Raw genomic sequence first — 24,931 nt, 5'->3', positions numbered from 1 at the left:
GCAGCAGATGGTCACCCGTATCCAGCCGGCCGTCAGCGATCCTGACGCGGCCCGCTCGGTCGTCACCCTGCTCAGCCAACTGCCCGACAGCGAGCCCGTGCCGCCCGCGGTCGACTCCACCCAGCTGCTCGACGCCCTCGCCCAGCAGGCCGGTGAGTCGCTCGCCGAGCTGCCCGAAGTGGTGCTCGTCCACGAGCTGATCGGGCCGCTGCCCGCGCTGGAACTGATCCGGGAGATCGCGCTCCACTTTCCCGCCGTCGCCGTCGTCCTCGCCACGCAGGACACCAGCCCCCGGCTGTATTCGGCCGCCATGGACGCCGGGGCGCGCGGTGTGACGGGGCTGCCGCTGGCCTACGACGAGCTGGCCGCCAGGGTCGCCGCGGCCTCGTCCTGGGCCACCGGGGTACGCCGCCACCTGGGCGGCCAGGACGGGGGATACGGGGCGGGCTACGGCTCCGGGTACGGCGCGTACGGGGGCGGTGTGGGCGGGCCCGGCGGCGGGCGGGGCGGCCTGGGCACCGTCGTCACCGTCAGCGGGGCCAAGGGCGGCGTCGGAACCACCCTCACCGCCGTCCAGCTGGCACTGGCGGCGCGCGCCTCCGGCCGGGAGACCGCGCTGGTGGACATGGACCTCCAGGCCGGGGACGTCGCCTCCTACCTGGATGTGCAGTTCCGCAGGTCGGTGGCCGACCTCGTCGGCATCAAGGACATCACCCCGCGCGTGCTCCAGGACGCCGTCTACACGCACGAGTCGGGGCTGGGTCTGCTGCTGGCGCCGGGGGAGGGCGAGCGCGGGGAGGAGGTCGACGAGCGCGCGGCCCGGCAGATCGTCGGCGCCCTGCGGGCCCGCTTCGAGGTCGTCGTGGTCGACTGCGGCACCCAGATGCACGCCGCGAACGCCGCCGCCGTCGAACTGGCGGACCGTACCGTGCTGCTCACCACCCCCGATGTGATCTCCGTACGCGGCGCCAAGCGCATGGTGCGGCTGTGGGACAGGCTCCAGGTCCGCAAGGCGGAGGAGACCGTCACCGTCGTCAACCGCGCCTCCCGGCACACCGAGATCCAGCCGCAGCTCATCTCCCGCATCATCGGCACCCCGGTGGCGCGCACGACGGTGCCCGCCCAGTTCAAGGAGTTGCAGTCCGCGCTGGACGCGGGCCGGATGCAGGACCTGGACGCCAAGGGCAGCGTGCGGCAGGCGCTGTGGAGCCTCGCGGGGGAGCTGGGCCTGGCCGCGGGCTCCCAGGAGACGGGCGGCGGGGGAACGGGAACGGGCGGACGGCGCAGGGGCAGGCAGAGCAGGGGCTCAGGCGGGTCGGCGGCGCCGGGTCACAGATCGCTGCCCGCGGGCGGCGGCTCGCCGGGGCGGGAGCGCGAGCGCGTACAGCGTCAGCAGGCGCTGCCGCCCGGATCCTCGGCGAGCTCCCCGCCCGGCCCGCCGCCCGGTCCCCCGTCCAACGCCCCACCCAGCTCCCCGCCCGGCTCCCCGTCCCGCTTCGGCTCGGACCGGGGCGCCGTCGCCTTCGTGCGCCGCCGCCTGGCACCCCCGCCGGGCGAGGGCGACCGGGGCTCGCTGACCGTGGAGTTCGCGGGCATGGCGCCGATCGTGCTGGTCACCCTGGCGCTGCTGTGGCAGTGCGTGCTGATCGGCTACACCTTCTCCCTCGCGGGAAACGCCGCCGACGAGGCCGCGCGTGCCGCGACCGGCGCCGCCGCCTACGGCGACCCGCAGGGCGCCTGCGTGGCGGCGGCGCGCGAGCACCTGCCCGCCAAGTGGCGCGACAGCTCCTCCATCAGCTGCTCGCGCGGCGACGGGGTGTGGAAGGCCAGCGTCGATCTGAAGACACCGATCATGTTCCCCGGAGCCGCGGGGCTGCCCTTCACGGTCAACGGCGAGGCGGGCGCGGCGGAGGAGGGATGAGCGACGATGAGACCAGGGCTGACCGCTCCGCTGAGGGCTCCGCGGCGTGCTCTGCGGGAAGTGCCGAGGGGGTTTGTCGTTCGGCTGCGGCTGCGGCTGCGGCTGCGTCGTGGCTGGTGGGGGCACCTCCCGGCCGGAGGCTGGGGGAGCAGTTCCCCGCGCCCCTTCGGGGCACGATCACTGCGCCGGAGTGCGGAGCGCGACCGGGGTTCCAGCGCGCTGGAGTTCGCCGGGATGCTGCCGCTGCTGTTGCTCGTCGCCGTCGCCGCCCTCCAGCTCGGCATCGTCGGCTACGCCGTACAGCAGGCGGGCACCGGGGCGCGGGCCGCGGCGCGGGTGGCCTCGCAGGAGGACGCGGCGGCCGGCTACGCGGCGGCCGGGCGCGCGGCGATGTCCGGCTGGACGGCCTCGCGCAGCGGCTTCGCGCTGACCCAGGGAGGCGACGAGGTGGAGGTGACCGCCACCGTCACGATCCCCTCCCTCATCCCGGGCATCGACAGCTTCGGCGAGGCGACCCGCTCGGCCGCGATGCCCACCGACGAGGACGAGGACGACGGCGAGTGACGAGCCTGAAAGGAGGCCGGGGATGAGCCTGCGCTCCCGGATCGCGGCGCACGAGAACACCGGCGCGGGCAGCGGCATCCCCGCCGACAGCACCGGTCACCTGGTGGCGGCCTACCGCACCAAGCTGCTGGAGGAGATCGACCTCGCCGAGATGTCGGCGCTCAGCCCCGCCGAGCGCCGCGCCCGCCTGGAGCGGGTCCTCGGCCACATCATCAGCCGCGAGGGCCCGGTCCTGGCGACCCAGGACCGCACGCTGCTGATCCGGCGCGTGGTGGACGAGGCCCTGGGGCTCGGGGTGCTCGAACCGCTGCTGGAGGACGGCTCCATCACCGAGATCATGGTCAACGGGCCCGACCAGATCTTCGTCGAGCGCGGCGGCCGGGTCGAGCAGGTGCCCGTCCGGTTCGCCTCCGAAGAACAGCTGATGCAGACCATCGAGCGCATCGTCTCCACCGTCAACCGCCGGGTGGACGAGTCCAATCCGATGGTCGACGCCCGGCTGCCCTCCGGCGAGCGGGTCAACGTCATCATCCCGCCCCTGTCGCTGACCGGCGCCACCTTGACCATCCGCCGCTTCCCCCGTGCCTACACGCTGCACGAGCTGATCTCGCTGGGGACGCTGGACGAGCACATGCTCTCGCTGCTGTCCGGCTTCATCCGGGCCCGCTTCAACCTGATCGTCGCCGGTGGCACCGGCAGCGGCAAGACGACCCTCCTCAACGCGCTGTCCGCGCTCATCCCCGAGCACGAGCGGATCATCACCGTCGAGGACGCCGCCGAGCTCCAGCTCCAGCAGGGGCACGTCATCCGCCTGGAGACCCGGCCGCCCAACGTCGAGGGCAAGGGCCAGATCACCGTCCGCGACCTGGTGCGCAACTCCCTGCGCATGCGGCCCGACCGCATCATCGTCGGCGAGGTGCGCGGCGGGGAGACCCTCGACATGCTCCAGGCCATGTCCACCGGGCACGACGGCTCGCTGGCCACCGTGCACGCCAACAGCGCCGAGGACGCGCTGATGCGGCTCCAGACGCTCGCGTCCATGTCGGAGGTCGAGGTGCCCTTCGCCGCGCTCCAGGACCAGATCAACTCGGCCGTTGACGTCATCATCCAGCTCGCGCGGCTGGCCGACGGCTCGCGCAAGATCGTGGAGATCTCGATCCTCTCCTCGCACGGCCGCGAGACCTTCCAGCTCGCCACCGCCTCGCGCTTCGACGCCCGGCCCATGTCGGCCGACGGCCGGGTGCACGGCACCTTCGACCACCTGCCGCTGCCGCGCCGCTCCGCCGACCGGCTCTACCTGGCGGGGGAGCCGGTGCCGCCCGCCTTCGGCGTCGCACGCTCGGCCGACCAGCTCGCGACCAGGGAGGCCGTATGACGGGCCCGGCAGCCACCACCGCGCACGCCCTCGCCTTGGAGCCCGTGCACGCTCTCGCCCCGGAGCCCCTGCACGCTCTCGCGCTGGAGCCCGTGCACGCTCTCGCGCTGGAGCCCCTGCACGCTCTCGCGCTGGACTCCACGGCCCAGTTCGCGCTCGGCGCCACCTTGGTGGCCGGAGTGCTCGCCACCGTCGGCGTGCTGACCTACGCCTCCGGACGCGCCCGCCGCCAGGCCCTCATCGACCGGCTCAGCGGCGCCGAGGGAGCCGCGCTCGCGCTGCCGCCCGGCAGCGGCAGACGGCGCCGCTTCACCAATGTCGACCGCAGGCTGCGTGCCACGGGCCTCGGCCGCCGCCTCCAGGCGAAGCTGGCCGCGACCGGACTCGACCTGACGGCGGGCGAGTTCTTCGTCTACATGGCGGGGCTCGTGGCCGTGCTGTGGATGCTGGCCTCCGCCGTGCTGGCCCCCTTCTTCGGGCCCATCGCGGGGCTCGTCGGCGTCTTCGCCGCCAACGCGTTCCTCAACCATCAGCGCCAGCGCCGCACCGAGCAGTTCATCAACCAGCTCCCCGAGCTGTCGCGCATACTCGCCAACGCCACCTCCGCCGGACTCGCGCTCCGTACGGCCCTGGGTATGGCCGCCGAGGAGCTGGAGGCGCCGGCGGGTGACGAGCTGACGATCGTCACCAATCAGCTGGCCGTCGGCCGGTCCATCGAAGACGCGCTGGGCGAGCTGGCCGAACGGCTGCCCTCCCGCGAGCTCGTCGTCCTCGTCACCACCCTCGTCCTGTCCAACCGGGCGGGCGGCACCATCGTCGGCTCGCTGCGCAACCTCACCACCACCCTGGAGGAGCGCAAGGAGACCCGCCGCGAGGTGCGCACCATGCTCGCCGAGGTCAACGCGACGGCCTTCACCATCCCGCTGCTCGGGCTGGGCGCGATGCTGATGATGAACTCGATGATGCCCGGGGCGCTCGCCCGCGTCACCGGCTCACCGGTCGGCCAGATCGCCATGGTCATCGCGGTGGGCCTGTTCGCCGCCGGGTTCTTCGTCATCCGCCGCCTCGGCAGAATCGAGGTGTGAGCCGTGGTCGCTCTCGCACTCGCCGCCCTGTTCGGCCTCGCGGTGTACGGGGCCTTCGCCGGCATCCGCATGTACCGCGCCGAGACGAAGCTGCCGCCCGACCTCGCCGTCGCACTGGAGGTCGGCGCCACCCGCACCAGCACCGGAGGCCAGGCCGTCGACCGGCTCGGCATGCGCTTCGCCCCCCTCGTGCTGCGGCTGATGGGGTCCGCCCAGGTCGACAAGAAGCGCCGCAGAATCGACCAGGCCGGCAACCCCGGCGGGCTCACCATCCAGCGCTACGCCGCGCGCCGCGCCGTCTTCGGCGCGTTCGGCATCGTCATGGGGCTCGTCGGCCTCTCCGCCGACAGCCTGGTGTTCACCGCGATGGTGCTGGCCTTCGGCTGGTTCGCCGCCGACATGGGCATCTGGCAGGCCATCAAGGACCGCCGCCACGTCATCGAACGCACCTTGCCGGACTTCCTCGACGTCCTCGCCGTCGTCGTCTCCGCCGGACTCGGCTTCCGCCAGGCGCTGGAGCGCGTCGCCGAACGCTACGAGGGCCCCTGGGCCGACGAACTGCGCATCACCCTGCGCCAGATGGACATGGGCGTCAGCCGCCGCCAGGCGTTCGACGAGCTGCGCCGCCGCAACGCCAGCGATCAGGTCGACCAGTTCGTCACCGCGCTCCAGCAGGGCGAGGAGCTGGGCGCGCCCATCGCCGAGACACTGATCCAGATCGCCACCGACATGCGGCGCACCGACGCGCAGAACGCCCGCCGAAAGGCGGCGAAAACGGTCCCCAAGGCCACGATGACCACCATCGCCTTCCTGCTGCCCGGCACCCTGATCCTGATCGCCGCCACGTTCGTCCTCGGCTCCGACACGGACTTCGGCTCGGTGCTGGGGGGCTGACCTGCGGCCCGCGCCCCGCGACGCGTCCCTGCGCCCCTGAGTGCGGATTCACACTGTCGGCGACGCACCCGAGTGGCTACCCTTCGAACGTGGCGCACGGGGGTGCGAGCGAGCTCTTACGCCTCCCGCGACCGTAGCCGGGTCAAGTGCGCTATTCGCCGACTGCTAACGGGAGTTGCGCACGATGAGTAAGCGGGCCACCAGCACCGTCACCACCCTCGCCACGGCGACGGCCCTCGCGGGCGCCCTGCTGCTGAGCGGCTGCGGCGACGGCGACAAGGACGGCTCCTCCGACAAGATCGAGGGCGCGGGCGCCGGAAAGAAGACCTCTTCGCCCTCCGCGAGTGCGAAGAAGGACAAGGACACGGGGAAGAACGAGCCCGACGCCCCGAAGTTCGACTTTCCGAAGGGCGTACGGGCGGACGTCGCCGGTGATCGCACCGGCGACGAGGAGAAGGACGCGGTGCTGCGGGACCACGGGTACGCGTTGCGTGCCTCGGTGTTGTCCTTCGCCACCGCTGACGCGGACCTTCCCCAGGCCCAGCGGTTCTTCTGGGGCAAGGCGGGCGAAAAACTGCGGTACAGCGCCGCACAGTTCAAGAAGGACGGCAAGGTCGGTACCGGCGTCTACCGTTACTACAACCGCAAGGCCGAGGTCCGCGACAGCAATTCCGCGGTCGTCACCTACTGCGAGAGCCAGCGCGACGCTTTCGCCAAGAAGACGAAGACAGACAAGGTCCTGCGTACCAAGCCGAGCATGGACGACTTCACCAGCTTCAAGGACCTCATGCAGAAGCAGAACGGGGAGTGGAAGGTCATGTCTACCTACACCAAGAACAGAGACGCGCGGTGCGAGCGGTAAACGGGGGGCGTGGCATCGGCGGGGCGGCCCTCGCCGCCATGATGATCCTCGGCCTCGCCGGACCGGCGTCTGCGGGCGGTGGCGGAAACCGTAACGCGCCTCTCCCCGAGGAGAAGGGCGACGGCCCCGACACCATCGGCGCCGGGGTCCACTACAAGAAGGTGAACGTCCCGGAGGGCGGGACGCCGATGGCGCCCGCTGCCGGGGGCGCCGCGTGGGAGCCTCCGACCTGCTGGTACGAACCCCGCTTCACCCCGAAGCAGTTCGACGACTACACCAACACCGCGCGCAATTATCCCGCCAGCGCCTCGGCCTATCTGACGAAGAAATACGGGAAGGACGACTTCAACAAGGGCGAAAAGGGCCTGTGGTGGGAGTTGAAGATCTCCGAGGACGACGACGGGTCGTGCAACGAGAAAGAGGGCTACATCTTCATCGGCCCCGACCATCCGGCACCGCCTGACGCGCCCGTCATCGATCCGGAGATCCTCGCCGGACTCGCGTACCGCGAGACAAAGCTGCCCGCTCCGCCCGTGAAGCTGAGCCCCGCGCCGGATCACCAGGTGGTGAACCTCAAGACCTATGCCAGCTTCACCAAGAAGCTGGAGCGGGTATGGGTGACGGCCAGCGTGGATGTGCCCGGCGGCGAGCCGCTGGCCGCCACGGCGGTCGCCGAGCCCTCCCGGCTGCGGCTGGCGGCGGACGGCGGGGACGCGGATCCGGCCTCCTGCTCGTACGACCTCACCGGGCACGGCGGGGACTACGCGGTGCAGACGAAGGGCGCGGACTGCAACATCACCTACCGCCGCGCCTCCGGCAAGGGCACCCACCCCCTGCGGGCCTACCTGACCTGGAAGGTCCACTGGAACGAGGGCGACGGCCCCGACGGCGATCCCCAGCACGCCATGCCGGACGGCGAGTCCGAGTACGAGACGGCGGTCACGGTCAAGGAGGTCCAGTCGATCGTGCGCGACTGAGCGGGGTCCGGAACGTATGTGTGTGGGGCGGCATTCCCGAGGGATGCCGCCCCACACGCCTTCGGCGCGGAGCCGCCACCGGAAGCTGGCCCTCCACTCCGTGAACAAGGGGCGTATGCGGGGTCATACCGCTCGGGTCTCGCTATGGTGAAAGACGCCGCATCGCCGCCCTGTCACACACGCACCACCCGGCACACAGGGCGTCCGCCGTACCGTCCCTGTCGCTACGGCTCTGGAGAGGAGGCGGCTTCGGTCCATGCCCGGCTTACCCCTCGGCCCCGGGAAGTACCGGGTGCGCGCGCGGACCCGCACCTCTTCGTCCCCGCGCCGATTTGTGGCACAGTCTGCGTTCGGGCAGCGACTGTCGGCTATAGCGGCGGGCCGTGGGGAGGGGGACATCGCGATGGGGCTCTCAGCCTCCGGCATGACCAACTCCCTTTGCGCGGCAGCCTGTTTCGCGGGGCGTGAGTCAGTCAAGAACCTCTGCGACCGCACCTTCAACCTCACCGCACCCGGCGCCGCGCGCCACGGAAGGGGGCCCGCGACGTGACACCCCGCCGCCCCCGCCCCGTCACGCGCCCGTATCCCCTCCCGGATACCGAGCCGGCCACCCCTGGAGGAGAACCCGATGCCGAATGCCATGCGGAGCTGGCGCGACCGAACCCTCAACCGGATGCGGGGCCGCGCCGCCGACCGGGGCGCGAACTCGATCGAGTACGCGGGCATCGTGATCCTGGTGGCGGGGATCATCCTCGCCATCCGGGCGCTGGGGTTGGACGCGATCATCTCTGGCGCCATCGCCAACGCGGTGAGCGCCGTTCTGGGGGGCTGAAGCCTCGAAGGCGGTACGACGACAGCGGGCAGACCGTCATCTTGTACGGGGCGGTGATCGTGGGGCTGCTCTTTCTCGCGTTCGCCTTCTTCGCTGTCGCCCAGGCGGGCACCGTACGCAACGGCGGACAATCGGCTGCGGACGCCGCGGCGTTGGCAGCGGCGCAGGACGACAGAGACCAGCTCTTCGACGGATTCATGGACGCCCTCGGTGACGAGGAGGCGTGGCAGGACTGGCTCGATGCCCTCCCTCCCCTGGACGGAGACGGATGCGACGAAGCCGACCACTTCGCGGGGCGCAACCGTGCGGATGTGCTCAAATGCGACCTGATCACGCGGAACGGTGACAACGGGTACACCGTCAGAATCGAGACCCGCTTCGACACCGGCGACACCTTCGTCCCCGGCGCTGACCACAAAAAGGCACGGGCCACCGCCACTGCCGTGGTCAAACCCCGCTGTGACGTCGATCCGGATCCCGTGGAAGAGGACGAGGACGAGGCCGAGGGCGAAGCGATCGACATCACCTGTGGCGATGAGGAACTCACGATCGATCCCGACGATGAGGATCTCGATCTGAAGCCGTCGGACCTCTTCTCGGTGGTGCTGGCCGAATGACGGGCAAACGACGAAAGACAAGGGACGAGCGATCCATGAACTTTCGGGGTGCCATGAAGACCCGCAGGGGAATGACCGTCGTGGCGCTCGCGGCCGGGCTGGTCCTCACGACCGCCGGTTGCGGCGGAGGAGGCGACGGCGGGGACGACGCGAAGAAGCCCCGCCCCACCGGCGAGGAGGACGGGGGGAAGAACGGCGGCAGCCCCGAGGACGTCGAGAGCGGGAAGGTGCTGGCGGAGGTCAAGGGAGGCGAGGACATCACGCTCACCGTCAACTCGGCCCGCCGCGAGTCGGGAGGGTTTGTGACCGTCACCGGAAAAGTGACCAACGGTGGGGGAAAGGTGTGGGTGGCACCCGGCTGGGAGGGCTCGGAATCCGAACTCGCCCTCCGCAACAAGCTCTCTGTCGCCGGTGCGAAGCTCGTCGACAAGAAGGGCAAGAAGCGCTACCTCGTTCTGCGCGACACCGAGGGGCACTGCTTGTGCACCTCCTTCGGTCAGCCGATCCAGGCAGGCAAGTCCAAGACCTGGTACGCGCAATTCCCCGCGCCGCCCGACGACAACAACGAGGTCGAATTCCAGATCGCCGACATGCCGCCGGCCGGCGTGCAGATCTCAGGAGGCGAGTGACGATGGTCTTCACCCGGCCCGGCCTGACCCGGGTCGTCGCATGCTCGTCGTTCTCGGCGGCTCTGGTCCTGGGCATGAGCGTCTCGGTGGCACAGGCGAAGAGCCCCGCGCCACGTCCTTCCCCCTCCGTCCCCGATATCGCCACGAAGTATCCGACGGACAACCCCACCACCATCCCCACCGGCCAGGCGCCCTCGCTGCCGGGGGAGACGGGGCCGGGGGACAAGGGGTTCAGCGAGCCGCCGGACAATATGTCGGACTCCAAGCCGTCGCAGAAGCTCGACCCGCAGGCGAAAGGGCTGCGGCTGGCGGGCGGGGCGAAATTGGCGGATCCCAAGGTGCTGGACATCAAGTTCGTGACCGAGGACCTGGGCGGCGAGGAGCGCCGGGAGGACAGCAAGGAGAGGACGAAGTTCACGCTTCAGGCGGAAGTCCTTTTCCCGAAGGACCGCTCCACGCTGAACAGCGGTGCGAAGGCCCGCATCAAGACGATCGCCGACGAGATCGAGAAACAGAAGAGCACGGAGGTCAACGTCTTCGGCTTCACCGACGACCTCGGCTCCTACGATCACGGCAAAACGCTCTCCAAGAAGCGTGCGACACAGGTCCAGACGGAACTCTCCCGTCAATTGGGCTCGGACGTCAGCTTCAACGTGCGCGGCTACAGCGAGGATTACCCGGTCGCCGACAACGGCACGGAAGAGGGCCGCACGAAGAACCGCCGGGTCGAGGTCTCCTTCCCCCGCGAGGACTGAGCGGGGGGAGAGGGGCGGAGGAGCGGGGAAGCGGGCCGTGGCCCGCGCTTCGGGCCCCACTCCCCAGGCGGCGCGCCGCCCGCATGGCTGCGCTGCCGGCCTCGCCGGGGCACCGGGTCGCGGCCGGTCTGCCGCAACCCGGCCCGCGTTCCAGGTGCTACGCCGCGCCCGACGGCTGGCGCCGCCAAGTCGCCCTCCTGCTGGACGGACTGCGCACGGAAGCCGCACAAGGACCGCTTCCCGTCGCCCCGCTGACCCCGCAGCAGACGTACGCCCTGATGGGCTAGCTCGCCGGCACGCCGTAGCAGGTGCGGATGCCGCCTGCGCACGCCCGGAGCCGGACCGGGCCCCGGGGGAGACCGACTACGCGGCCGGGCCGCCCAGCAGTACCGCACACACCGGCAGCGCCGGATTCGTGTAGGCGATCAGGTGCAAAGTGACCCCATGGTCGGGCAGGCGGGCCGACAGCTCGCCGGGGACGACGCGGACGCCGGCGCCTGTGAGGTCGGCGACGACCTCCTCGTACGGGCGGCCCAGGAGCTGGACGCCCTCCAAGGTGGCGGTGCCGGTGCGCCCGGCGTAGCTGACGGCCAGCGTCGTGAGGCGGTCGGCGGCGTCGAACGTGAGGATGAGTCCGTGCTCGTGGTACCAGTCCTGCGCGGCCCCGCCGTACGCCGGCCGGGAGGCGAGCGTGGCTCCCAGCCGGGCCCGCAGCGCGTGGCGGTCCTCGCCCAGCCGCACCGTCTCCGTTCCCTGGTGCGGCACGATGCGGTGGGTGTCCGTGCCGGGCAGGCGCGGGCCGTCCGTCATCCCCGGCGGGGGCCCGTCCTCCTGACCGCGCCCCCGGGTGAGCACTCCGACGGACTCGACGGGCTCCTCCGGCTCATCGGGGTCCGCGCTGAGGTTGAAGCCCGCCTCGGGGACCTCGCAGCCGCTCTCGTCCTCCACCAGGCGGCAGCCGCGCCCGCGCAGTTCGGCGACGACCTCGCCGTAGGGACGCTCGAGCAGGGGAATGCCCTCGTACGCGACGGGGGCCGGTTCGAACACCTCGACGTAGACGAGGCGCTCGCGGTCGTCGTGGAAGAGGATGAGCCCGCCTTCCGGGTAGTGGTCGCACAGGCCGGTGGCCGTGGCGCCCTTCCTGAACGTCCGCCGCTCTCCGAGGCGTTCACCGAAGGCGGCGGCGAAGCGCTGGGCGAGAGCGGCGCGGGGCTCGCCCAGCCGTATGCCGCCGGGGACGATGCCCTCCAGGCCGTCGAACGGGCGGATGTTCCAGGTGGTGGTGTCGACCGTCATCCCGGCATCCTCGCACCGGCCACCGGCCCGCCCGGCGCTGTTCCGCGCCGCCCGGAACGTCAGCGCTCCCGCATGGCGCCGAAGCACCAGTGCCGCGCGCCACCCGAGGCGCCGGTGCGGAACGAGACTCCGCTCAGGCGTGCGGTCCCACCGTCACCGGCCCTACGGTCAGTTCGGCCTCGGCCTCCTGTATGTGCGCCAGCCGCGCCACCTCGTCCTCCAGTGCCGTCCGGTGCGCCGCGCCGAGAGCGCCCAGCGGCTCGACGGTCACGTGGAGACGGCGCCCCGCGCGGCGCTGGTGCCAGACGCCCGCCACCGTCCCGTCGATCAGCAGAACGGGATAGTTGCCCGCCTGCCCGCCCGTGAGGGCCCGCTCGTAGGCGCGCCCGGGAAACAGCAGCTCACGGGGGTGGGAGGCGATGCTGAACGCGTCGAAGTAGGGCAGCAGCCGCACGCCCGGTGCCGCCGGAGCGGAAGCCCCGGCCTCATCCGTGGGCCCGACGTACCCGCCGACCCCGACGTACCCGCCGACCCCGACGTATCCGGTGTCGCCCGCGACCCGCCACGCCTCGACCGGCCCCGCCTCCAACGTCACCCGTTCCAGCTCACCGGCGCTCTCCATCGCCTCGAAGACACCGTTCGCCCAGCCGCTCGGCGCCGCGAGCCACTTGGCGAAGTGGGCCGGGAGCGCCGGGCCGTAGGCGTGCAGATAGCGGCGGACGAGCGCGCTCAGCGCCGTGTCCGCGTCCAGGGGCCGGAAGCCGGGCAGCCAGCGGTGCGGGTTGGTGTACGTGACCTTGCGTCCCCGGTTGTGCCCGAAGCACAGCGCACCGGCGTGCGCGGCGTACGCCGTCGCGGCCCGCCAGCGGGGCCAGTTGTCCTGGAAGGCGCTCATGACCCGGTCGGCGGCCCAGCCGCCCGCCCGCGCGGCGACGGCCTCCGTCAGCTCGTCCACGGTCAGCTCGGCGTCCGCGAGCGCGTCCCCGATCGCGGCGACGACGGCGGCGAGCTGGTCGGCGTCCAGCAGCACGGCCCCGTCGGTGCCCTTCATCCGCATGCCGGCCGGACGGGGTGTCGCCGACAGCGCGCCCGTCCACATCGGCAGGTCCTCGGTCGCCAGCAGATGCACCGTGCCGCGTGGGCCGTACGTCTTGACCAGGCTGTGCTCGGTCCACAGCGCGTGGCGTACGTGGGCACGGGTCGTGCCGGGCGCCGCCCGCATCGCCAGCGACACCTCCGCCGCCGACAGCACCTGCGCGTGCGCGCCCAGCATGACGCCCGCGATCTCCGGGAGGCCTACCGCGTCCGGCGCCGGGGTGGTGAGATAACCGCGGGCGAGGCGGCGGGCGTTGGCCTGGGGCCAGGTCAGGCACGGGCGGGTGGCGGCGGGCTGCGGCTGCGTCGTCATGCCATGACGCTACGGCCCCTTGCGGCCAGGATGTGGCCGCAAGACCATGAACGTGCCGCCCAGGGCGGGAGACGGGGGAGCGGGGAGTGAGCGCGGTGACAGAGACAGACCCGGGCCCGAGCGAGCCGAATCCGGGCCCGACGAAGCCGAACCCGGGCCAGGAGGCCGCGAGTCGCGAGGCCGCGGGCCGCGAGGGCACGAGTCGCGAGGCCGCGGGCCGCGCGGGCGCCACGCTCCCCCGCATAAGGGCGCGGCTTCGGCCGCGGGCATCCGCGCGGGCCTGGACGGTGGGCTGGCCGGCCGGGCTCGCACAGGCGATCGGCGTCGCGCTGCTGCTCATCACGGAGTTCGTGCGCCAGGACGTCGCCGCGCTGGGCGAACGGGTACGCCCCGGCGTCGAACTCCCGCACTACGCTGCCGACTTCCCGCACCTCCAGGCCACGCTGGGGGTCCAGTGGTGGTTCCGGCTGCTGGGCGAGGCGCGCGACGCGATGAGCTTCGGTGAGCCGCGTGCGGCGCTGTGGGCCGCGGTCTGCGCCGCGCTGGTCGTACGCCTCAACAAGGAGGGCCCGCCGCGCACCCAGTGCTTTCTCTCCCTGGCGGGGGCCCTGTACTGCGCGCTGGCCGCCCTCTCCGCGATTCCGTATCTGGCGCTGCCGGGCTTCGCGCTGCCTTTCGTGCTGGTGCTGGGCGCCGTGGCCGTCGTGGGCGCCACGCCCGGCTGGCGCCGCCGCGTCCTCGGCTAGGGCCTTGCGCCGGGCGGGGAGCGTCGGGACGCCCTGGCCGCGCCGTACGGTGACGCCCCGGCCGAGCGCGGCCCGCTCACCATCGTCCAGCTCACGAGCGCGGCCCGCTCGACACCGTCCAGCTCGGCGGCGCGGAGGATGCCGGCGACCTGCCCGGCATGTCGAGCACGACCGGCAGTTGCCTCCGGGATCCCCTCGAAGCGATTACTTGGCTAGCCACATAATCGGTGTTACTTTTATGTGGCTGGCCACGGAAAGCGGTCGGCACGGCATACGACGCGAGGAGACCACAGTCATGAAGGCCATTGTTTTCGACACGTTCGGCGGCACCGAGGTCCTGCGCGAGACGGAGATCGACATTCCTCAGCCCGGCCCCGGCCAGGTCCGTGTGCGTGTACAGGCTGTCGGCGTCAACCCGGTGGACGGCAAGATCCGCTCCGGTGTCATGGAAGCCATCTTCCCCACCACGCTGCCCGCCGTGCCGGGCGGGGAGATCGCCGGTGTGGTCGACGCCGTCGGCGAGGACAACGACCACCTCAAGGTGGGGGACGAGGTCCTGGGCTGGTCCGACACCGGCTCCTACGCCCAGTACGCCCTGGCACCCGCGGCCGTCCTCGCGCCCAAGCCGGCCGGCCTGGACTGGACACACGCCGCCGCCCTGCCCGTGGCGAGCGACGCTGCCGAACGCGTGCTGGACCTGCTCGACGTCACCTCGGGTGAAACGCTGCTGATCCACGGAGCGTCCGGCGCGCTCGGCACCATCGCCGTCCAGCTCGCCGTCGCACGCGGCGCCCGCGTTATCGGCACTGCCGGAGCCGCCAACCAGGAGTACGTCACCTCGCTCGGCGCGACCGCGCTGGTCTACGGGGACAACCTGGTCCAGCGAGTCCGCGAGCTCGCCCGCGAAGGGGTGGACGCTGTCTTCGACGCCGCGGGCAAGGGCGCACTGGAGGACTCCATCCTCCTGCGTGGCGGCACCGGCCGGATCGTCACCACCGCGGACTTCCGCGCCCGCGAACTCGGCATCGTCTTCGCCGAGGGCCCGCAGCGCCGCTCCGCCGCGCGGCTGGCCGAACTGGCCCAGCAGGCCGCCGACGGCACACTGGTGACCACCCTCAGCGCCACCTACCCGCTGGCAGAAGCCGCCAAGGCGCAGCAGGCCAGCGATGCCGGCCACAACCGTGGCAAGCTCGTCCTCATCGTCAACTGACCGGTCAACCCCACTCTTGTGATGAGGGAGCAGCAATGTCCGACACCACCTCATCGGAGCTGCCGAACGCGGCGCGCGACGGACGATTGAGCTACACCATCTTCCAGCTCGCCCGCGCCCACCGCGCCCACGCCGCCGCCATGCTGCGCGCCCTGAACCTGCACCCGGGACAGGAACTGCTGCTGATGCAGCTCTTCGACCACGACGGCCAGACACAGGCAGAACTGCTTGAGCGTGCCGGCCTCGACCACTCCACCGTCTCCAAGTCACTGCGCCGCATGCAGGAGGCCGGACTGCTCACCCGGGAGCCCGCTCCCCACGACCGGCGGGTCATGGTGGTCAGCCTCACCGATGCCGGCCGCGCCCTTCAGGAGCCCATCGCCGACATGTGGCGCACCCTGGAGCAGATTTCCGTGCGCGATCTGACCCCTGACCAGGTCGAGATGTTCACCACGTGTGCGCACACCATCGAGAAGTCGCTCAGGGACCTCAGCCAGTAGGTACCCGTCAGGTAATCAGGCACGACCGGGCGGCCCACTCGCCAGGCCGACCGCCCCTGCCCCGCGCGGAGCCAGGGCGCCCCGAGGGCGCTCTGCGCGGGGCGACAAGAACCCTCCGCGGACGCCTCGACGCCGCGTATGAGTGGCGCACCACCGCGGCGGTTGAGGAACGCACGTGTACGCACGCCGGCGCACCGTAGGCCCGCCGGCGCCACACGGGCGCAGATCCCGCCGTTCGGCCGGTGCGCAAGAACTGCCCTCAGAGCAGCCGCGCCGCAGCCGGCTCTTCTTTTCTTCCATCCTTCGTGAAAGCAGGGAGATTCCCATGACGCACGCATTCGCCCCGATCGATGTGGCCGGCCAGTCGCTGGCCAACCGCATTGTGATGGCGCCGATGACCCGCAGCCGGGCCTACGGACCGGGAGCCACCGCGACCGGTCTGATGGCGGCCTACTACAGCCAGCGCGCGAGTGCGGGCCTCATCGTCACCGAAGGAATCCAGCCCTCCGTGGTCGGTCAGGGATACCCCGACACACCGGGCCTGCACTCGCCGGAGCAGGTGGCCGCCTGGCGCAAGGTCACCGACTCCGTCCACCTCAACGGTGGCGTGATCTTCGCGCAGCTGATGCACACCGGCCGCATCGGTCACCCCAGCCTGCTTCCCGACGGCCTGAGCCCCGTCGCCCCTTCGCCCGTCGCCGCCGAGGGCCAGGTCTTCACTCACCAGGGACCGATGGACTTCGTCACCCCGCAAGAGCTGGACGCCGACGCCATCGCCCGCACCATAACCGACTTCACCGACGCGGCACGCAAGGCGATCACCGCCGGCTTCGACGGCGTGGAGATCCACGGTGCCAACGGCTACCTGATCCACCAGTTTCTCGCACCCAACACCAACCGGCGCACCGACGACTGGGGCGGCGACGTCACCGGCCGGGTCCGCTTCGGCCTGGAAGTGGCCGCCGCCGTCGCAGAAGCGATCGGCAGCCACCGCACCGGCTTCCGCATCTCCCCCGGCAACCCCTACAACGACATTGCCGAGACGGATGCGGCAGATGTGGAGAACACCTACACCACCCTGGTCAGCCAGCTCGGCGATCTGAACCTCGCCTATCTGCACATGCTCGAAGGCGCCGACCGAACACTGACCACGCGCCTGCGCAAGACCTGGCCCGCCTCGTTCATCCTCAACCCGTTCACCCACCCCGAGCCCACCGGCCCGGACACCCTCAGCCTCATACAGGACGGCACCACGGACATGATCGCCTTCGGCGCGCTGTTCCTCGCCAACCCGGACCTCCCCGCCCGCCTGGCCGCCCAGGGCCCCTACAACACACCCGACCCCTCCACCTTCTACGGCGGCGACCACCACGGCTACACCGACTACCCGCAGCTGTAGGACAGGCCGTAGCCCGCCGGACTCTCCCGGCTGATCCCGGCGCCTCCGACTCACCCCGGTTCCCGGTCCTCGTCCTCGTCCAGCCCCGGGAATCCGGCCCCGTCCCGGCCTCACTCCGTGGCGTCCGCCGCACACAGGGTGCGGCTGCCGCCGTCCACCTTCCACGTCCAGTAGCGGGCGTGCTCCCCGTCCCTGCTCCGGTCGTCGTCGCGGCAGGGGGCGGACGCGGAGGAGCCGGCGTCGTGGACGGCGGTGATGGTGAGCAGACGGTCGTACTTGCCCGAGGGCCGCTGGGTCGAGCACGCGGGCGCCGACATGAGGGCGGCCCGCAGTTGGCCGCCGTCGGACTCGGCGAGCAGGCACTGGTCGACGCGGAATTGCCGGGTGAGGCACAGCGAGGTCCCACCGTGCGTCCAGGCCGCTCGGCCGTTCCCGGCCGGACAGGTGCCGCCCTCGTCGTCGCGTACGGCCGTCACGCGCACATAGGCCCTCTCGTCGCCGCACCCGACGCGGGTGGCGGGGGTCGGCGCCGGGCGGCTCCAGCCGGTGCCGTTGCTGTGGATGGTCAGGCACTGGCCCGCCTCGACGGAACGGAACGCGCCCGTGAGGGATTCGGCGCCGGCCGCGGGCCCGGTGGCACCGGGCGAGGGGGGCTCGCCGGGCGGACTCGGCAGCGGCCTGCTCGCGGCCGGGCCCGGGAGGGAGGGTGAGGCCGTGGGGGAGGGGGTGCCGCCCGTCCCCGCCGACGGGTAGGCCGGGACGCTGCTGGCACTGCTGCTGGGGGTGGGCTGGGCCGCGGCGCCGTCAGAGTATCCAGGGACGTCGGTCACTCGCGGGAGCACCAGCGTCGCGAACAGGGCCCCTGCGGCAGCGAGCCGCCACCGCCCCCGCCTGGCCGCCTCAGCGGCCCTCTCCTGCGCCAGCTCCCGCTCCTGCTCGATGTCCCCGTCGGAAGCCGGCGCCGGCTCCGCCCCGGAAGGGCTCCCGCTCTCGGAGGGCGGGGCGGGGTCCGAAGCGCGGTCCGAATCCGGGGGGAGCGGGGGGAGCCCCCGAAGGCGTGCGGATACGTGCTGTCGCCATAGGCTCAGCTTTTTCATGCCGGCACCCGTCTCCCCATGCCCCGTCTCCCCATGCACCGCCGCCCCTGTGGGCCTGCGGGCCCCGCGTCGGGCTACATGCTTGCGGATCAAGGAGCGGGTGGCGAGACCCCGTTCAGGACAAAGGGTCTTGGGCGGGAGAGAGGAGAGGGGAAGAGGAGAGGGTCAAGACGGCGGCCCTCACGCCGCCTTGACCATCTCGGCTCGAACGGCCCGCTGCCACTGTCCGCGCAAGCGGTCCAGCTCCGCGAGCTCTTCCTTCGACCAAAGAATACGGCCCGCGACGAACCGTCTGATCGCTTCGTTCGCCGCGGAGGACGAGAGAGCGGTGAGCCCGGCACCGTGGCCGGACTCTCCGAAACGGCCGGGCTCTCCGGGCCCGGTGGAGGTCGTTGTCATAGCACCTACAGTACGGCCCCCCACTGACAACGGCAGTTGGTTAACGGGGCCTCTGTGACGCCCGGTTCACGCTGCGCCGCAGGTGCCGGCGCTGTCGCGCTCCGGGGCGCACGCAGCGGGTGTGAGATGAATCGCGGCGAGAGCCCCCGTACGGCGGACGCCGGAGCCCCCACCCGACGCATCGGCGTAGCGCCCCCGGCGGATCCACGGCCTACGGGCCTCGCGGGCAGCCGGCAGCCGGGTCCCCGCACGGGGAGGAGGGGGCAGCCGGGCGCCCCGTTCCGCCGCCCTCAGCTCGCGGTCGACGCGCCACTCCCGCCGCTGTCCGAGCAGCGGAGGCAGCAGCAGGGCCGCCGTTACGACGGCCAGGACGAGGGCTGTCACCAGGGTGTCCGTGATGTTCTCCATGTCTTCCAGGCTGCCGCCGCGCTGCCGCCGACGGCAGTGGCAGGACTGTCTCCCACCGTCGAATTACTGCCACATTCCTGCCACACTGACCGCATGCTGAAGAACGTGGCCACCGTGCTGCTCCACGGAGTGAAGGCGTTCGAAATGGGCGTCGTCTGCGAGGTGTTCGGCACCGACCGCAGCGACCAGGGCCTACCGGTCTACGACTTCGCGCTCGTTGCCGCCGAACCGCCGCCCATCCGCGCCGATCCCGCCTTCACCATGACGACGGAGCACGGCCTCGACCGGCTCGCCGAGGCCGACCTGATCGCCGTGCCCGCCGGCGAGGGCTACGAGACGCGGACGTTCCCCGAACCACTCCTCGAAGCGCTCAGGGCGGCCGTCGAGCGGGGCGCGCGGGTGCTCAGCGTCTGCACCGGCGCCTACGTGATCGGCGCCGCCGGGCTCCTGGACGGCCGCCGCTGCACCACGCACTGGCGGAGCGCCGACGCGCTGGCCGCACGGTTCCCCGCCGCGCTGAACGAGCCGGGAGTGCTGTACGTCGACGCGGGCCCGGTGATCACCTCGGCGGGCACGGCCGCCGGGATCGACGCCTGTCTCCACCTCGTGCGCGAGGAACAGGGCAGCCGGGTCGCCAACACCATCGCGCGCCGGATGGTCGTTCCGCCGCACCGCGACGGCGGGCAGGCGCAGTACATCGAACACCCGCTGCCCGACTGCCGGGACGACGACGCCATCGGCGCCGCGCTCACCTGGATCCAGCGCCACCTGGGCGAGGAGCTGACCGTCGAACAGCTCGCGGAACAGGTGCACATGGCGCCCCGCACCTTCGCCCGCCGCTTCCAGCGCCAGACGGGTACCACCCCCTACCAGTGGCTGCTCGGCCAGCGGCTGCTGTTCGCCCAGCACCTGCTGGAGGACACCGACCTGACGGTCGACGCGCTCGCCGTCCGGGCGGGGTTCGGCACCTCGGCTGCGCTGCGCCACCACTTCCTGCGGCGGTTCGGCACCACCCCGAACGCCTTCCGCCGCACGTTCCGGGGTGTCGGCGTGGGCACGGGATCGGGCACGCGCCTCGGCGGTGGTGCCGCGTAAGCTCGCGGTGTGCCGCTGCCGTGGATAGGAATCGTGGCCGCCGCCGCGTACGGCGCCGTGGCCGGTTCGCTGCTGCCGCGCGCCGTCCACCGGCTCTCCGTCCCCCCGGAGGAGCCCTGGCGTGACGCGTGCCCCCGGGGCCATCCGATGGGTGCCGGAGTGCGCGGGCTGCTCGGGCCCGCGCGGTGTACGCGGTGCGCCCGCGAGGGCCATCAGGGGGCGTACGGAAGCGGGGGCGGCGTGCTCGGCGCGGCTGGGGCGCTCGTGAGCGCCGGGCTGACGGCGGCCGTGGGGGCGCGCCCCGAGCTGGCGGTGTGGCTGCTGCTCGTCCCCGTCACGCTGCTGCTGGCCACCGTCGACCTGAAGGTGATGCGGCTGCCGGACCTGCTCACCCTGCCGCTGGCCGCGGGCAGCGCGGCGCTGCTCGGGGTCGCCGCGCTGCTGCCCGGCTCGGGCGGCAGCTGGGCGGGGGCACTGGCGGGCGGCGGGGCGCTGGCGGGGGTCTTCTTCGTGCTGTTCCTGATCAGCCCGAGAGCCGTCGCCTTCGGGGACGTCAAGCTGGCGCTCTCGGTCGGGGTAGCCCTTGGGTGGTACGGCTGGGGGGTACTTTTCGCCGGGGCCTTCCTCGGCTTCGTACTGGCGGCCCTGTATGGCATCACGCTGATGCTGACCAGGCACGCCGTCCGCGGCACGGCTATGGCCTTCGGGCCATTCATGGTGCTCGGAGCCCTGGGCGGGGTCGTTCTGGGCGCGACGGCGGCCTGAACCGGCCCGGATCGGCTTGTGCGACACGGCCGTTGATGCGTGGAGGGAAGTGCCCGAGGGGCTAAGGTGGAAACCCCCCCTCGGGCCGGTCCGTATCCCCCCACGGACCGGCCCGTTTTCTCTTCCCCGGCCGTCAGCCGGGAGGAGCCCCCGGGAGTGGGCGCCGGGTCAGAGGCTGCTGCTTGCCGACCAGATGTTGGCGTCGGGCTCGCTGACCGCCAGGTCGTCAATCTCGGACAGCTCGGCATCGCTGAGCGGCGCTCCCCGCAACGCCCCCACATTCGCCTCCAGTTGGGCGACGCTGCTCGCGCCGATCAGCGCCGAGGTCATGCGGGGGTCGCGCAGGACCCAGCGCAGGGCGAGCTGGGCGAGGGTCTGGCCGCGGCGCTCGGCGATCGCGTTGAGGCCGCGCAGGCGGCGTACGACCTCGTCGGTCAGCAGGTCCGGGTCCAGGGACTTGCCCTGGGTGGCCCGGGAGCCCTCGGGGATCCCGGCGAGGTACTTGTCGGTCAGCAGTCCCTGCGAGAGCGGCGCGAAGGAGATGCAGCCCATGCCCTCCTGCTCCAGCGCGTCGAGGAGCCCGTCCTCCTCCGTCCAGCGGTTGATCATCGAGTACGACGGCTGGTGGATGAGCGCGGGCACGCCCATCTCCCGCAGCAGCCGGGCCGCTTCACGGGTGCGCGCCGCGCTGTAGGAGGAGATGCCCACGTAGAGGGCCTTGCCCTGCTGGACGGCGGTGGCGAGCGCCCCCATCGTCTCCTCCAGGGGGGTCTCCGGGTCGAAGCGGTGCGAGTAGAAGATGTCGACGTATTCGAGACCCATCCGGCGCAGCGAGGAGTCGAGCGAGTTGAGCAGGTACTTGCGGGACCCCCAGTCCCCGTACGGGCCCGGGGTCATGTCGTAGCCCGCCTTGGACGAGATGACCAGTTCCTCGCGGTGGGGCCGGAAGTCCTGCGCGAACAGCCGCCCGAAGTTCAACTCGGCGGAGCCGTATGGCGGGCCGTAGTTGTTGGCGAGGTCGAAGTGGGTGACGCCCAGGTCGAAGGCGCGACGCAGGATGGCCCGCTGGGTCTCCAGCGGGCGGTCGTCGCCGAAGTTGTGCCACAGCCCCAGCGAGACAGCCGGAAGCTTCAGCCCGGAGCGGCCGGTGCGGCGGTACTCCATGGCGTCGTACCGCGTGTCGTCCGCGCGGTAGAGCTGGTCGGACGGGACCGCTGTGGGGTCGGGGGCCGTGAAAGGGGTGCCGTGGGTCATGTGCCATTTCATATCACCAGCCCGTGACCGGCTCGGTTCGTACGTAAGGGCGAGCGGCAGTAAAGTGCTGGGATCCCGACTCGGCACGGAGGGGCTGGCCATTCCCATGAATCTGCGCGACCTGGTGTACAAGCTCTATGCGCGCCGGGTGGAGGACCGTCTCGACCACGCACAGGTGCCCAAGCACATCGGCGTCATCCTGGACGGCAACCGGCGATGGGCGCGTGCCTCCGGCGGTACGACCGAGCAGGGGCACCAGGCGGGCGCGGACAAGATCCAGGAGCTGCTCGGCTGGTGCAGTGAGACGGATGTGCAGGTCGTCACGCTGTGGCTGCTCTCCACCGACAACCTGACCCGCCCCGACAGCGAGCTGCTCCCCCTGGTCGGCATCATCGAGGACACGGTGCGTGACCTCGCGGCCGACGGCCGGTGGCGGGTGCACCATGTGGGCCAGCTGGACCAGCTGCCCGACAGCACCCAGCAGGTGCTGAAGGAGGCCGAGCAGAAGGCGGGGGAGAACGACGGGATACTGGTGAACGTCGCCGTCGGGTACGGCGGCCGTCAGGAGATCACCGACGCCGTCCGCTCCCTCCTGATGGAGCGCGCCTCGCGCGGCGTCAGCCTCGACGACTGCGCCGAGAACCTCACCGTCGAGGACATCTCCGAGCACCTCTACACCCGGGGCCAGCCCGACCCGGATCTCATCATCCGCACCAGCGGCGAGCAGCGCCTCTCGGGCTTCATGCTCTGGCAGAGCGCGCACTCCGAGTACTACTTCTGCGAGGTCTTCTGGCCGGGCTTCCGGAAGGTCGACTTCCTGCGTGCGCTGCGTGACTACGCAGCGCGGCACCGGCGCTACGGCAACTGATACTCCCTGACCGCCTGGGCCGAACCCCCGTTCTCGAAAATTTGTGCGCCGCCGGCGGCGCACGGCCTCCCGGGCCGGGCTCGGGGCCGGCTGTGGAATCGCTGGGCCATTCGGTGGCGATTTGCGGCGGTATCACCGGATAGTGCGGACCTCCGAGGTCATTGCATGCATCACCACTCCCGGGGGAATATCCCCTCAAGACCGCGCCCCTTCGACGGGTGGCGGTCCCCGGGAGGCCCGTTTGCACACCACGGACGCCCGCCCGGGCCGCGCGGAGCACCTGGTCCGCACGGCACGGGCGCTGGACGCGGAGGGCCGGAGTCCGGCCCGCGTGGTGCGGGCCAGATCCGGTCTCTTCCCCCGCGACGCCGTCGCTCCCCGACCTCTTCCGAGGGGGTACGTCCAACCGTGGTGAACAGCAAGAAGCGCAGCGAGTCCGACCGGCGCACGTATGTCATCGACACCAGCGTGCTGTTGGCAGACCCGGCGGCCATGGACAGGTTCGAGGAACACGAAGTTGTGCTCCCCGTGGTCGTCGTCACCGAGCTGGAGGCCAAACGCAACCATCCTGAGCTGGGCTATTTCGCCCGGCAGGCCCTCCGTCGCCTCGACGAATACCGCATCAGGTATGGCAGGCTCGACGCGCCCATTCCCCTCAGCGAGGTGGGTGGCACGCTCCGGGTCGAACTGAACCACTCCGACCCGGCAGTCTTGCCGGCGGCCTTCTTGAACCCGCACGGCAGACTGGGGGACAACGACTCGCGCATCCTCGCCGTCGCCAGAAATCTCCAGGCCGAGGGCTTCGACGTCACCGTCGTCTCCAAGGACCTGCCGCTGCGCATCAAGGCGTCCTCCGTCGGTCTGCTGGCCGAGGAGTACCGCGCGGAGATGGCGGTCACCGACTCGGGCTGGACCGGCATGGCCGAACTCACCCTGCCCGGCGAGGACATCGACGAGCTGTTCGCCGCCGAGAGCGTGGCCGTCCCCCACGACGCGCCAGAACTGCCCGTGCACACGGGCATGGTGCTCCAGTCGGAGAAGGGCAAGGCCCTCGGCAGGGTCACGGCCGACGGCCGGATCAAGCTGGTGCGGGGCGATCGCGAGGCGTTCGGCATCAAGGGGCGCAGCGCCGAGCAGCGCATCGCGCTGGATCTGCTGCTCGACCCCGAGATCGGCATCGTGTCCATGGGAGGCCGCGCGGGCACCGGCAAGAGCGCGCTGGCGCTGTGCGCGGGCCTGGAGTCGGTGCTGGAGCGCAGGCAGCACAGCAAGGTGATGGTCTTCCGGCCGCTGTACGCGGTCGGCGGGCAGGATCTGGGCTATCTGCCGGGCACCGAGGCCGAGAAGATGGGCCCGTGGGGGCAGGCGGTCTTCGACACCCTGTCGGCCGTCACCAGCCGCGAGGTCATCGACGAGATCGTGGGCCGCGGCATGCTGGAGGTCCTGCCGCTCACCCACATCAGGGGCCGCTCGCTGCACGACGCGTTCGTCATCGTGGACGAGGCGCAGTCGCTGGAGCGCAACGTGCTGCTGACCGTGCTCTCGCGGATCGGCACCGACTCGCGGGTGGTGCTCACCCACGACGTGGCCCAGCGCGACAATCTGCGCGTGGGGCGCTACGACGGAGTCGCCGCCGTCGTCGAGCGGCTGAAGGGCCATCCGCTCTTCTCCCACATCACACTGACCCGCTCCGAGCGCTCTCCGATCGCCGCGCTGGTGACCGAAATGCTCGAAGAGGGTCGCGTATAGGGGAATCTCCACCGGGCCCCGTGCGGGAGGGCGCAGCACTCTAGCCGCACGGGGCCCGGCCGCGCGTCTGTTTCCTCGAATCCCCAGCCCCAAACGCCCTGTGAGCTTTCCCACTCAACGTGGAATTGCCTCCGTGCGTCCGCGTCCGGCAGGGTGTGGTTCCTGTCAGGCCCCGCATACGGCACACCCGCACCAGCAACGGTGCGACACCGCACAGCAGTACAGA

At 71.6% G+C, this 24,931-nt stretch carries 26 protein-coding genes; 20 read left to right on the top strand and 6 right to left on the bottom strand.

Annotated elements, in window-relative coordinates; genetic code table 11:
- Positions 1 to 7 precede the first annotated feature (7 nt).
- The 12 genes from OHB04_RS15490 to OHB04_RS15435 all read left to right on the top strand — a co-directional run bounded on the left by OHB04_RS15490 (position 8) and on the right by OHB04_RS15435 (position 10,798).
- Complete coding sequence (locus OHB04_RS15490; RefSeq protein WP_326809456.1) at positions 8 to 1,921, top strand: AAA family ATPase; 1,914 nt, start codon at positions 8 to 10, stop codon at positions 1,919 to 1,921.
- Positions 1,922 to 2,101: 180 nt separating this feature from the next.
- The gene (locus OHB04_RS15485; protein WP_326809455.1) at positions 2,102 to 2,485 is read left to right on the top strand and encodes a TadE/TadG family type IV pilus assembly protein; all 384 of its coding nucleotides are present in this window, start codon (positions 2,102 to 2,104) and stop codon (positions 2,483 to 2,485) included.
- Between the two features lie 22 nt (positions 2,486 to 2,507).
- Positions 2,508 to 3,860: a CpaF family protein gene (locus OHB04_RS15480; protein WP_326688276.1), complete on the top strand. Its 1,353-nt coding sequence runs from the start codon at positions 2,508 to 2,510 to the stop codon at positions 3,858 to 3,860.
- 131 nt (positions 3,861 to 3,991) lie between these two features.
- Positions 3,992 to 4,945, top strand: coding sequence for a type II secretion system F family protein (locus OHB04_RS15475; protein WP_326809454.1), 954 nt, complete (start codon positions 3,992 to 3,994; stop codon positions 4,943 to 4,945).
- A 3-nt stretch (positions 4,946 to 4,948) separates the two neighbouring features.
- Positions 4,949 to 5,839 carry a DUF5936 domain-containing protein gene (locus tag OHB04_RS15470; protein WP_326688275.1) on the top strand — a complete coding sequence of 297 codons (891 nt, stop codon included), beginning with the start codon at positions 4,949 to 4,951 and terminating at the stop codon, positions 5,837 to 5,839.
- Between the two features lie 184 nt (positions 5,840 to 6,023).
- Positions 6,024 to 6,701 (top strand): hypothetical protein, encoded by a 678-nt coding sequence (locus tag OHB04_RS15465; RefSeq protein ID WP_326688274.1) that lies wholly within the window; start codon positions 6,024 to 6,026, stop codon positions 6,699 to 6,701.
- A complete protein-coding gene (locus tag OHB04_RS15460) occupies positions 6,689 to 7,678 on the top strand; it encodes a hypothetical protein (RefSeq protein ID WP_326688273.1) in 990 nt (329 codons plus the stop codon). Before OHB04_RS15465 ends, OHB04_RS15460 begins: the two co-directional genes overlap by 13 nt.
- A 628-nt stretch (positions 7,679 to 8,306) precedes the next feature.
- On the top strand, positions 8,307 to 8,510 hold the full coding sequence (locus OHB04_RS15455; protein WP_326688272.1) for a hypothetical protein: 204 nt from the start codon (positions 8,307 to 8,309) through the stop codon (positions 8,508 to 8,510).
- A gap of 41 nt (positions 8,511 to 8,551) precedes the next feature.
- Positions 8,552 to 9,127, top strand: coding sequence for a hypothetical protein (locus OHB04_RS15450; RefSeq protein ID WP_326807633.1), 576 nt, complete (start codon positions 8,552 to 8,554; stop codon positions 9,125 to 9,127).
- Between the two features lie 35 nt (positions 9,128 to 9,162).
- Positions 9,163 to 9,756 carry a hypothetical protein gene (locus OHB04_RS15445; protein ID WP_326807632.1) on the top strand — a complete coding sequence of 198 codons (594 nt, stop codon included), beginning with the start codon at positions 9,163 to 9,165 and terminating at the stop codon, positions 9,754 to 9,756.
- Positions 9,757 to 9,758: 2 nt separating this feature from the next.
- Positions 9,759 to 10,511, top strand: coding sequence for an OmpA family protein (locus OHB04_RS15440; RefSeq protein ID WP_326809453.1), 753 nt, complete (start codon positions 9,759 to 9,761; stop codon positions 10,509 to 10,511).
- Positions 10,512 to 10,594: 83 nt separating this feature from the next.
- A complete protein-coding gene (locus OHB04_RS15435) occupies positions 10,595 to 10,798 on the top strand; it encodes a hypothetical protein (protein ID WP_326807631.1) in 204 nt (67 codons plus the stop codon).
- A 76-nt stretch (positions 10,799 to 10,874) separates the two neighbouring features.
- Here OHB04_RS15435 and OHB04_RS15430 read toward each other — a convergent pair whose 3' ends face one another.
- Both OHB04_RS15430 and OHB04_RS15425 read right to left on the bottom strand, forming a co-directional pair.
- The gene (locus tag OHB04_RS15430; protein ID WP_326807630.1) at positions 10,875 to 11,807 is read right to left on the bottom strand and encodes a hypothetical protein; all 933 of its coding nucleotides are present in this window, start codon (positions 11,805 to 11,807) and stop codon (positions 10,875 to 10,877) included.
- 133 nt (positions 11,808 to 11,940) lie between these two features.
- Positions 11,941 to 13,215, bottom strand: a complete 1,275-nt coding sequence (locus tag OHB04_RS15425; RefSeq protein ID WP_326688267.1) for a winged helix DNA-binding domain-containing protein — start codon at positions 13,213 to 13,215, stop codon at positions 11,941 to 11,943.
- A gap of 95 nt (positions 13,216 to 13,310) precedes the next feature.
- On the opposite strand from OHB04_RS15425, the gene OHB04_RS15420 reads away from it, so the two are divergent.
- The 4 genes from OHB04_RS15420 (at position 13,311) to OHB04_RS15405 (ending at position 17,070) form a co-directional block, all read left to right on the top strand.
- Positions 13,311 to 13,961, top strand: a complete 651-nt coding sequence (locus OHB04_RS15420) for a hypothetical protein (protein WP_326807629.1) — start codon at positions 13,311 to 13,313, stop codon at positions 13,959 to 13,961.
- A 295-nt stretch (positions 13,962 to 14,256) separates the two neighbouring features.
- The gene (locus OHB04_RS15415; protein ID WP_326807628.1) at positions 14,257 to 15,171 is read left to right on the top strand and encodes an NADP-dependent oxidoreductase; all 915 of its coding nucleotides are present in this window, start codon (positions 14,257 to 14,259) and stop codon (positions 15,169 to 15,171) included.
- A 35-nt stretch (positions 15,172 to 15,206) separates the two neighbouring features.
- Positions 15,207 to 15,671: a MarR family winged helix-turn-helix transcriptional regulator gene (locus OHB04_RS15410; protein ID WP_326688264.1), complete on the top strand. Its 465-nt coding sequence runs from the start codon at positions 15,207 to 15,209 to the stop codon at positions 15,669 to 15,671.
- A 325-nt stretch (positions 15,672 to 15,996) separates the two neighbouring features.
- A complete protein-coding gene (locus OHB04_RS15405) occupies positions 15,997 to 17,070 on the top strand; it encodes an alkene reductase (protein ID WP_326807627.1) in 1,074 nt (357 codons plus the stop codon).
- Positions 17,071 to 17,180: 110 nt separating this feature from the next.
- Here the strand turns inward: OHB04_RS15405 and OHB04_RS15400 are convergent, their stop codons facing one another.
- The 3 genes from OHB04_RS15400 to OHB04_RS15390 form a co-directional block, all read right to left on the bottom strand.
- Entirely contained in the window at positions 17,181 to 17,900 is a 720-nt protein-coding gene (locus tag OHB04_RS15400; protein ID WP_326688262.1) for a hypothetical protein, read from the bottom strand.
- A gap of 447 nt (positions 17,901 to 18,347) precedes the next feature.
- A complete protein-coding gene (locus OHB04_RS15395) occupies positions 18,348 to 18,566 on the bottom strand; it encodes a hypothetical protein (RefSeq protein WP_326688261.1) in 219 nt (72 codons plus the stop codon).
- 66 nt (positions 18,567 to 18,632) lie between these two features.
- Positions 18,633 to 18,974 (bottom strand): hypothetical protein, encoded by a 342-nt coding sequence (locus OHB04_RS15390; protein WP_326688260.1) that lies wholly within the window; start codon positions 18,972 to 18,974, stop codon positions 18,633 to 18,635.
- Positions 18,975 to 19,067: 93 nt separating this feature from the next.
- On the opposite strand from OHB04_RS15390, the gene OHB04_RS15385 reads away from it, so the two are divergent.
- Positions 19,068 to 20,069 (top strand): helix-turn-helix domain-containing protein, encoded by a 1,002-nt coding sequence (locus OHB04_RS15385; protein WP_326688259.1) that lies wholly within the window; start codon positions 19,068 to 19,070, stop codon positions 20,067 to 20,069.
- A gap of 9 nt (positions 20,070 to 20,078) precedes the next feature.
- Complete coding sequence (locus OHB04_RS15380; RefSeq protein ID WP_326688258.1) at positions 20,079 to 20,834, top strand: A24 family peptidase; 756 nt, start codon at positions 20,079 to 20,081, stop codon at positions 20,832 to 20,834.
- Between the two features lie 168 nt (positions 20,835 to 21,002).
- On the opposite strand, the gene mgrA is transcribed toward OHB04_RS15380, so the two are convergent.
- Positions 21,003 to 22,088 carry an L-glyceraldehyde 3-phosphate reductase gene (mgrA, locus tag OHB04_RS15375; RefSeq protein ID WP_326688257.1) on the bottom strand — a complete coding sequence of 362 codons (1,086 nt, stop codon included), beginning with the start codon at positions 22,086 to 22,088 and terminating at the stop codon, positions 21,003 to 21,005.
- Positions 22,089 to 22,194: 106 nt separating this feature from the next.
- On the opposite strand from mgrA, the gene OHB04_RS15370 reads away from it, so the two are divergent.
- Complete coding sequence (locus OHB04_RS15370) at positions 22,195 to 22,956, top strand: isoprenyl transferase (protein WP_326692752.1); 762 nt, start codon at positions 22,195 to 22,197, stop codon at positions 22,954 to 22,956.
- Between the two features lie 408 nt (positions 22,957 to 23,364).
- Entirely contained in the window at positions 23,365 to 24,705 is a 1,341-nt protein-coding gene (locus OHB04_RS15365) for a PhoH family protein (RefSeq protein ID WP_326688256.1), read from the top strand.
- The last annotated feature ends 226 nt before the right edge of the window (positions 24,706 to 24,931 follow it).

Origin of the sequence: Streptomyces sp. NBC_01775 (assembly GCF_035917675.1) — a bacterium.
Taxonomy (GTDB): Bacteria; Actinomycetota; Actinomycetes; order Streptomycetales; family Streptomycetaceae; genus Streptomyces.
The sequence above is the reverse complement of the archived record's forward strand: the minus strand, read 5'-3'. Positions and strand labels throughout refer to the sequence as shown.

Coding starts and splice junctions, on each gene's coding strand:
- OHB04_RS15445 (WP_326807632.1), top strand. CDS start 9,163: ATGAACTTTCGGGGTGCCATGAAGACCCGCAGGGGAATGACCGTCGTG.
- OHB04_RS15405 (WP_326807627.1), top strand. CDS start 15,997: ATGACGCACGCATTCGCCCCGATCGATGTGGCCGGCCAGTCGCTGGCC.
- OHB04_RS15440 (WP_326809453.1), top strand. CDS start 9,759: ATGGTCTTCACCCGGCCCGGCCTGACCCGGGTCGTCGCATGCTCGTCG.
- OHB04_RS15490 (WP_326809456.1), top strand. CDS start 8: ATGGTCACCCGTATCCAGCCGGCCGTCAGCGATCCTGACGCGGCCCGC.
- mgrA (WP_326688257.1), bottom strand. CDS start 22,088: ATGACCCACGGCACCCCTTTCACGGCCCCCGACCCCACAGCGGTCCCG.
- OHB04_RS15390 (WP_326688260.1), bottom strand. CDS start 18,974: ATGGAGAACATCACGGACACCCTGGTGACAGCCCTCGTCCTGGCCGTC.
- OHB04_RS15410 (WP_326688264.1), top strand. CDS start 15,207: ATGTCCGACACCACCTCATCGGAGCTGCCGAACGCGGCGCGCGACGGA.
- OHB04_RS15430 (WP_326807630.1), bottom strand. CDS start 11,807: ATGACGGTCGACACCACCACCTGGAACATCCGCCCGTTCGACGGCCTG.
- OHB04_RS15385 (WP_326688259.1), top strand. CDS start 19,068: ATGCTGAAGAACGTGGCCACCGTGCTGCTCCACGGAGTGAAGGCGTTC.
- OHB04_RS15435 (WP_326807631.1), top strand. CDS start 10,595: ATGGCTGCGCTGCCGGCCTCGCCGGGGCACCGGGTCGCGGCCGGTCTG.
- OHB04_RS15370 (WP_326692752.1), top strand. CDS start 22,195: ATGAATCTGCGCGACCTGGTGTACAAGCTCTATGCGCGCCGGGTGGAG.
- OHB04_RS15465 (WP_326688274.1), top strand. CDS start 6,024: ATGAGTAAGCGGGCCACCAGCACCGTCACCACCCTCGCCACGGCGACG.
- OHB04_RS15395 (WP_326688261.1), bottom strand. CDS start 18,566: ATGACAACGACCTCCACCGGGCCCGGAGAGCCCGGCCGTTTCGGAGAG.
- OHB04_RS15455 (WP_326688272.1), top strand. CDS start 8,307: ATGCCGAATGCCATGCGGAGCTGGCGCGACCGAACCCTCAACCGGATG.
- OHB04_RS15415 (WP_326807628.1), top strand. CDS start 14,257: ATGAAGGCCATTGTTTTCGACACGTTCGGCGGCACCGAGGTCCTGCGC.
- OHB04_RS15480 (WP_326688276.1), top strand. CDS start 2,508: ATGAGCCTGCGCTCCCGGATCGCGGCGCACGAGAACACCGGCGCGGGC.
- OHB04_RS15425 (WP_326688267.1), bottom strand. CDS start 13,215: ATGACGACGCAGCCGCAGCCCGCCGCCACCCGCCCGTGCCTGACCTGG.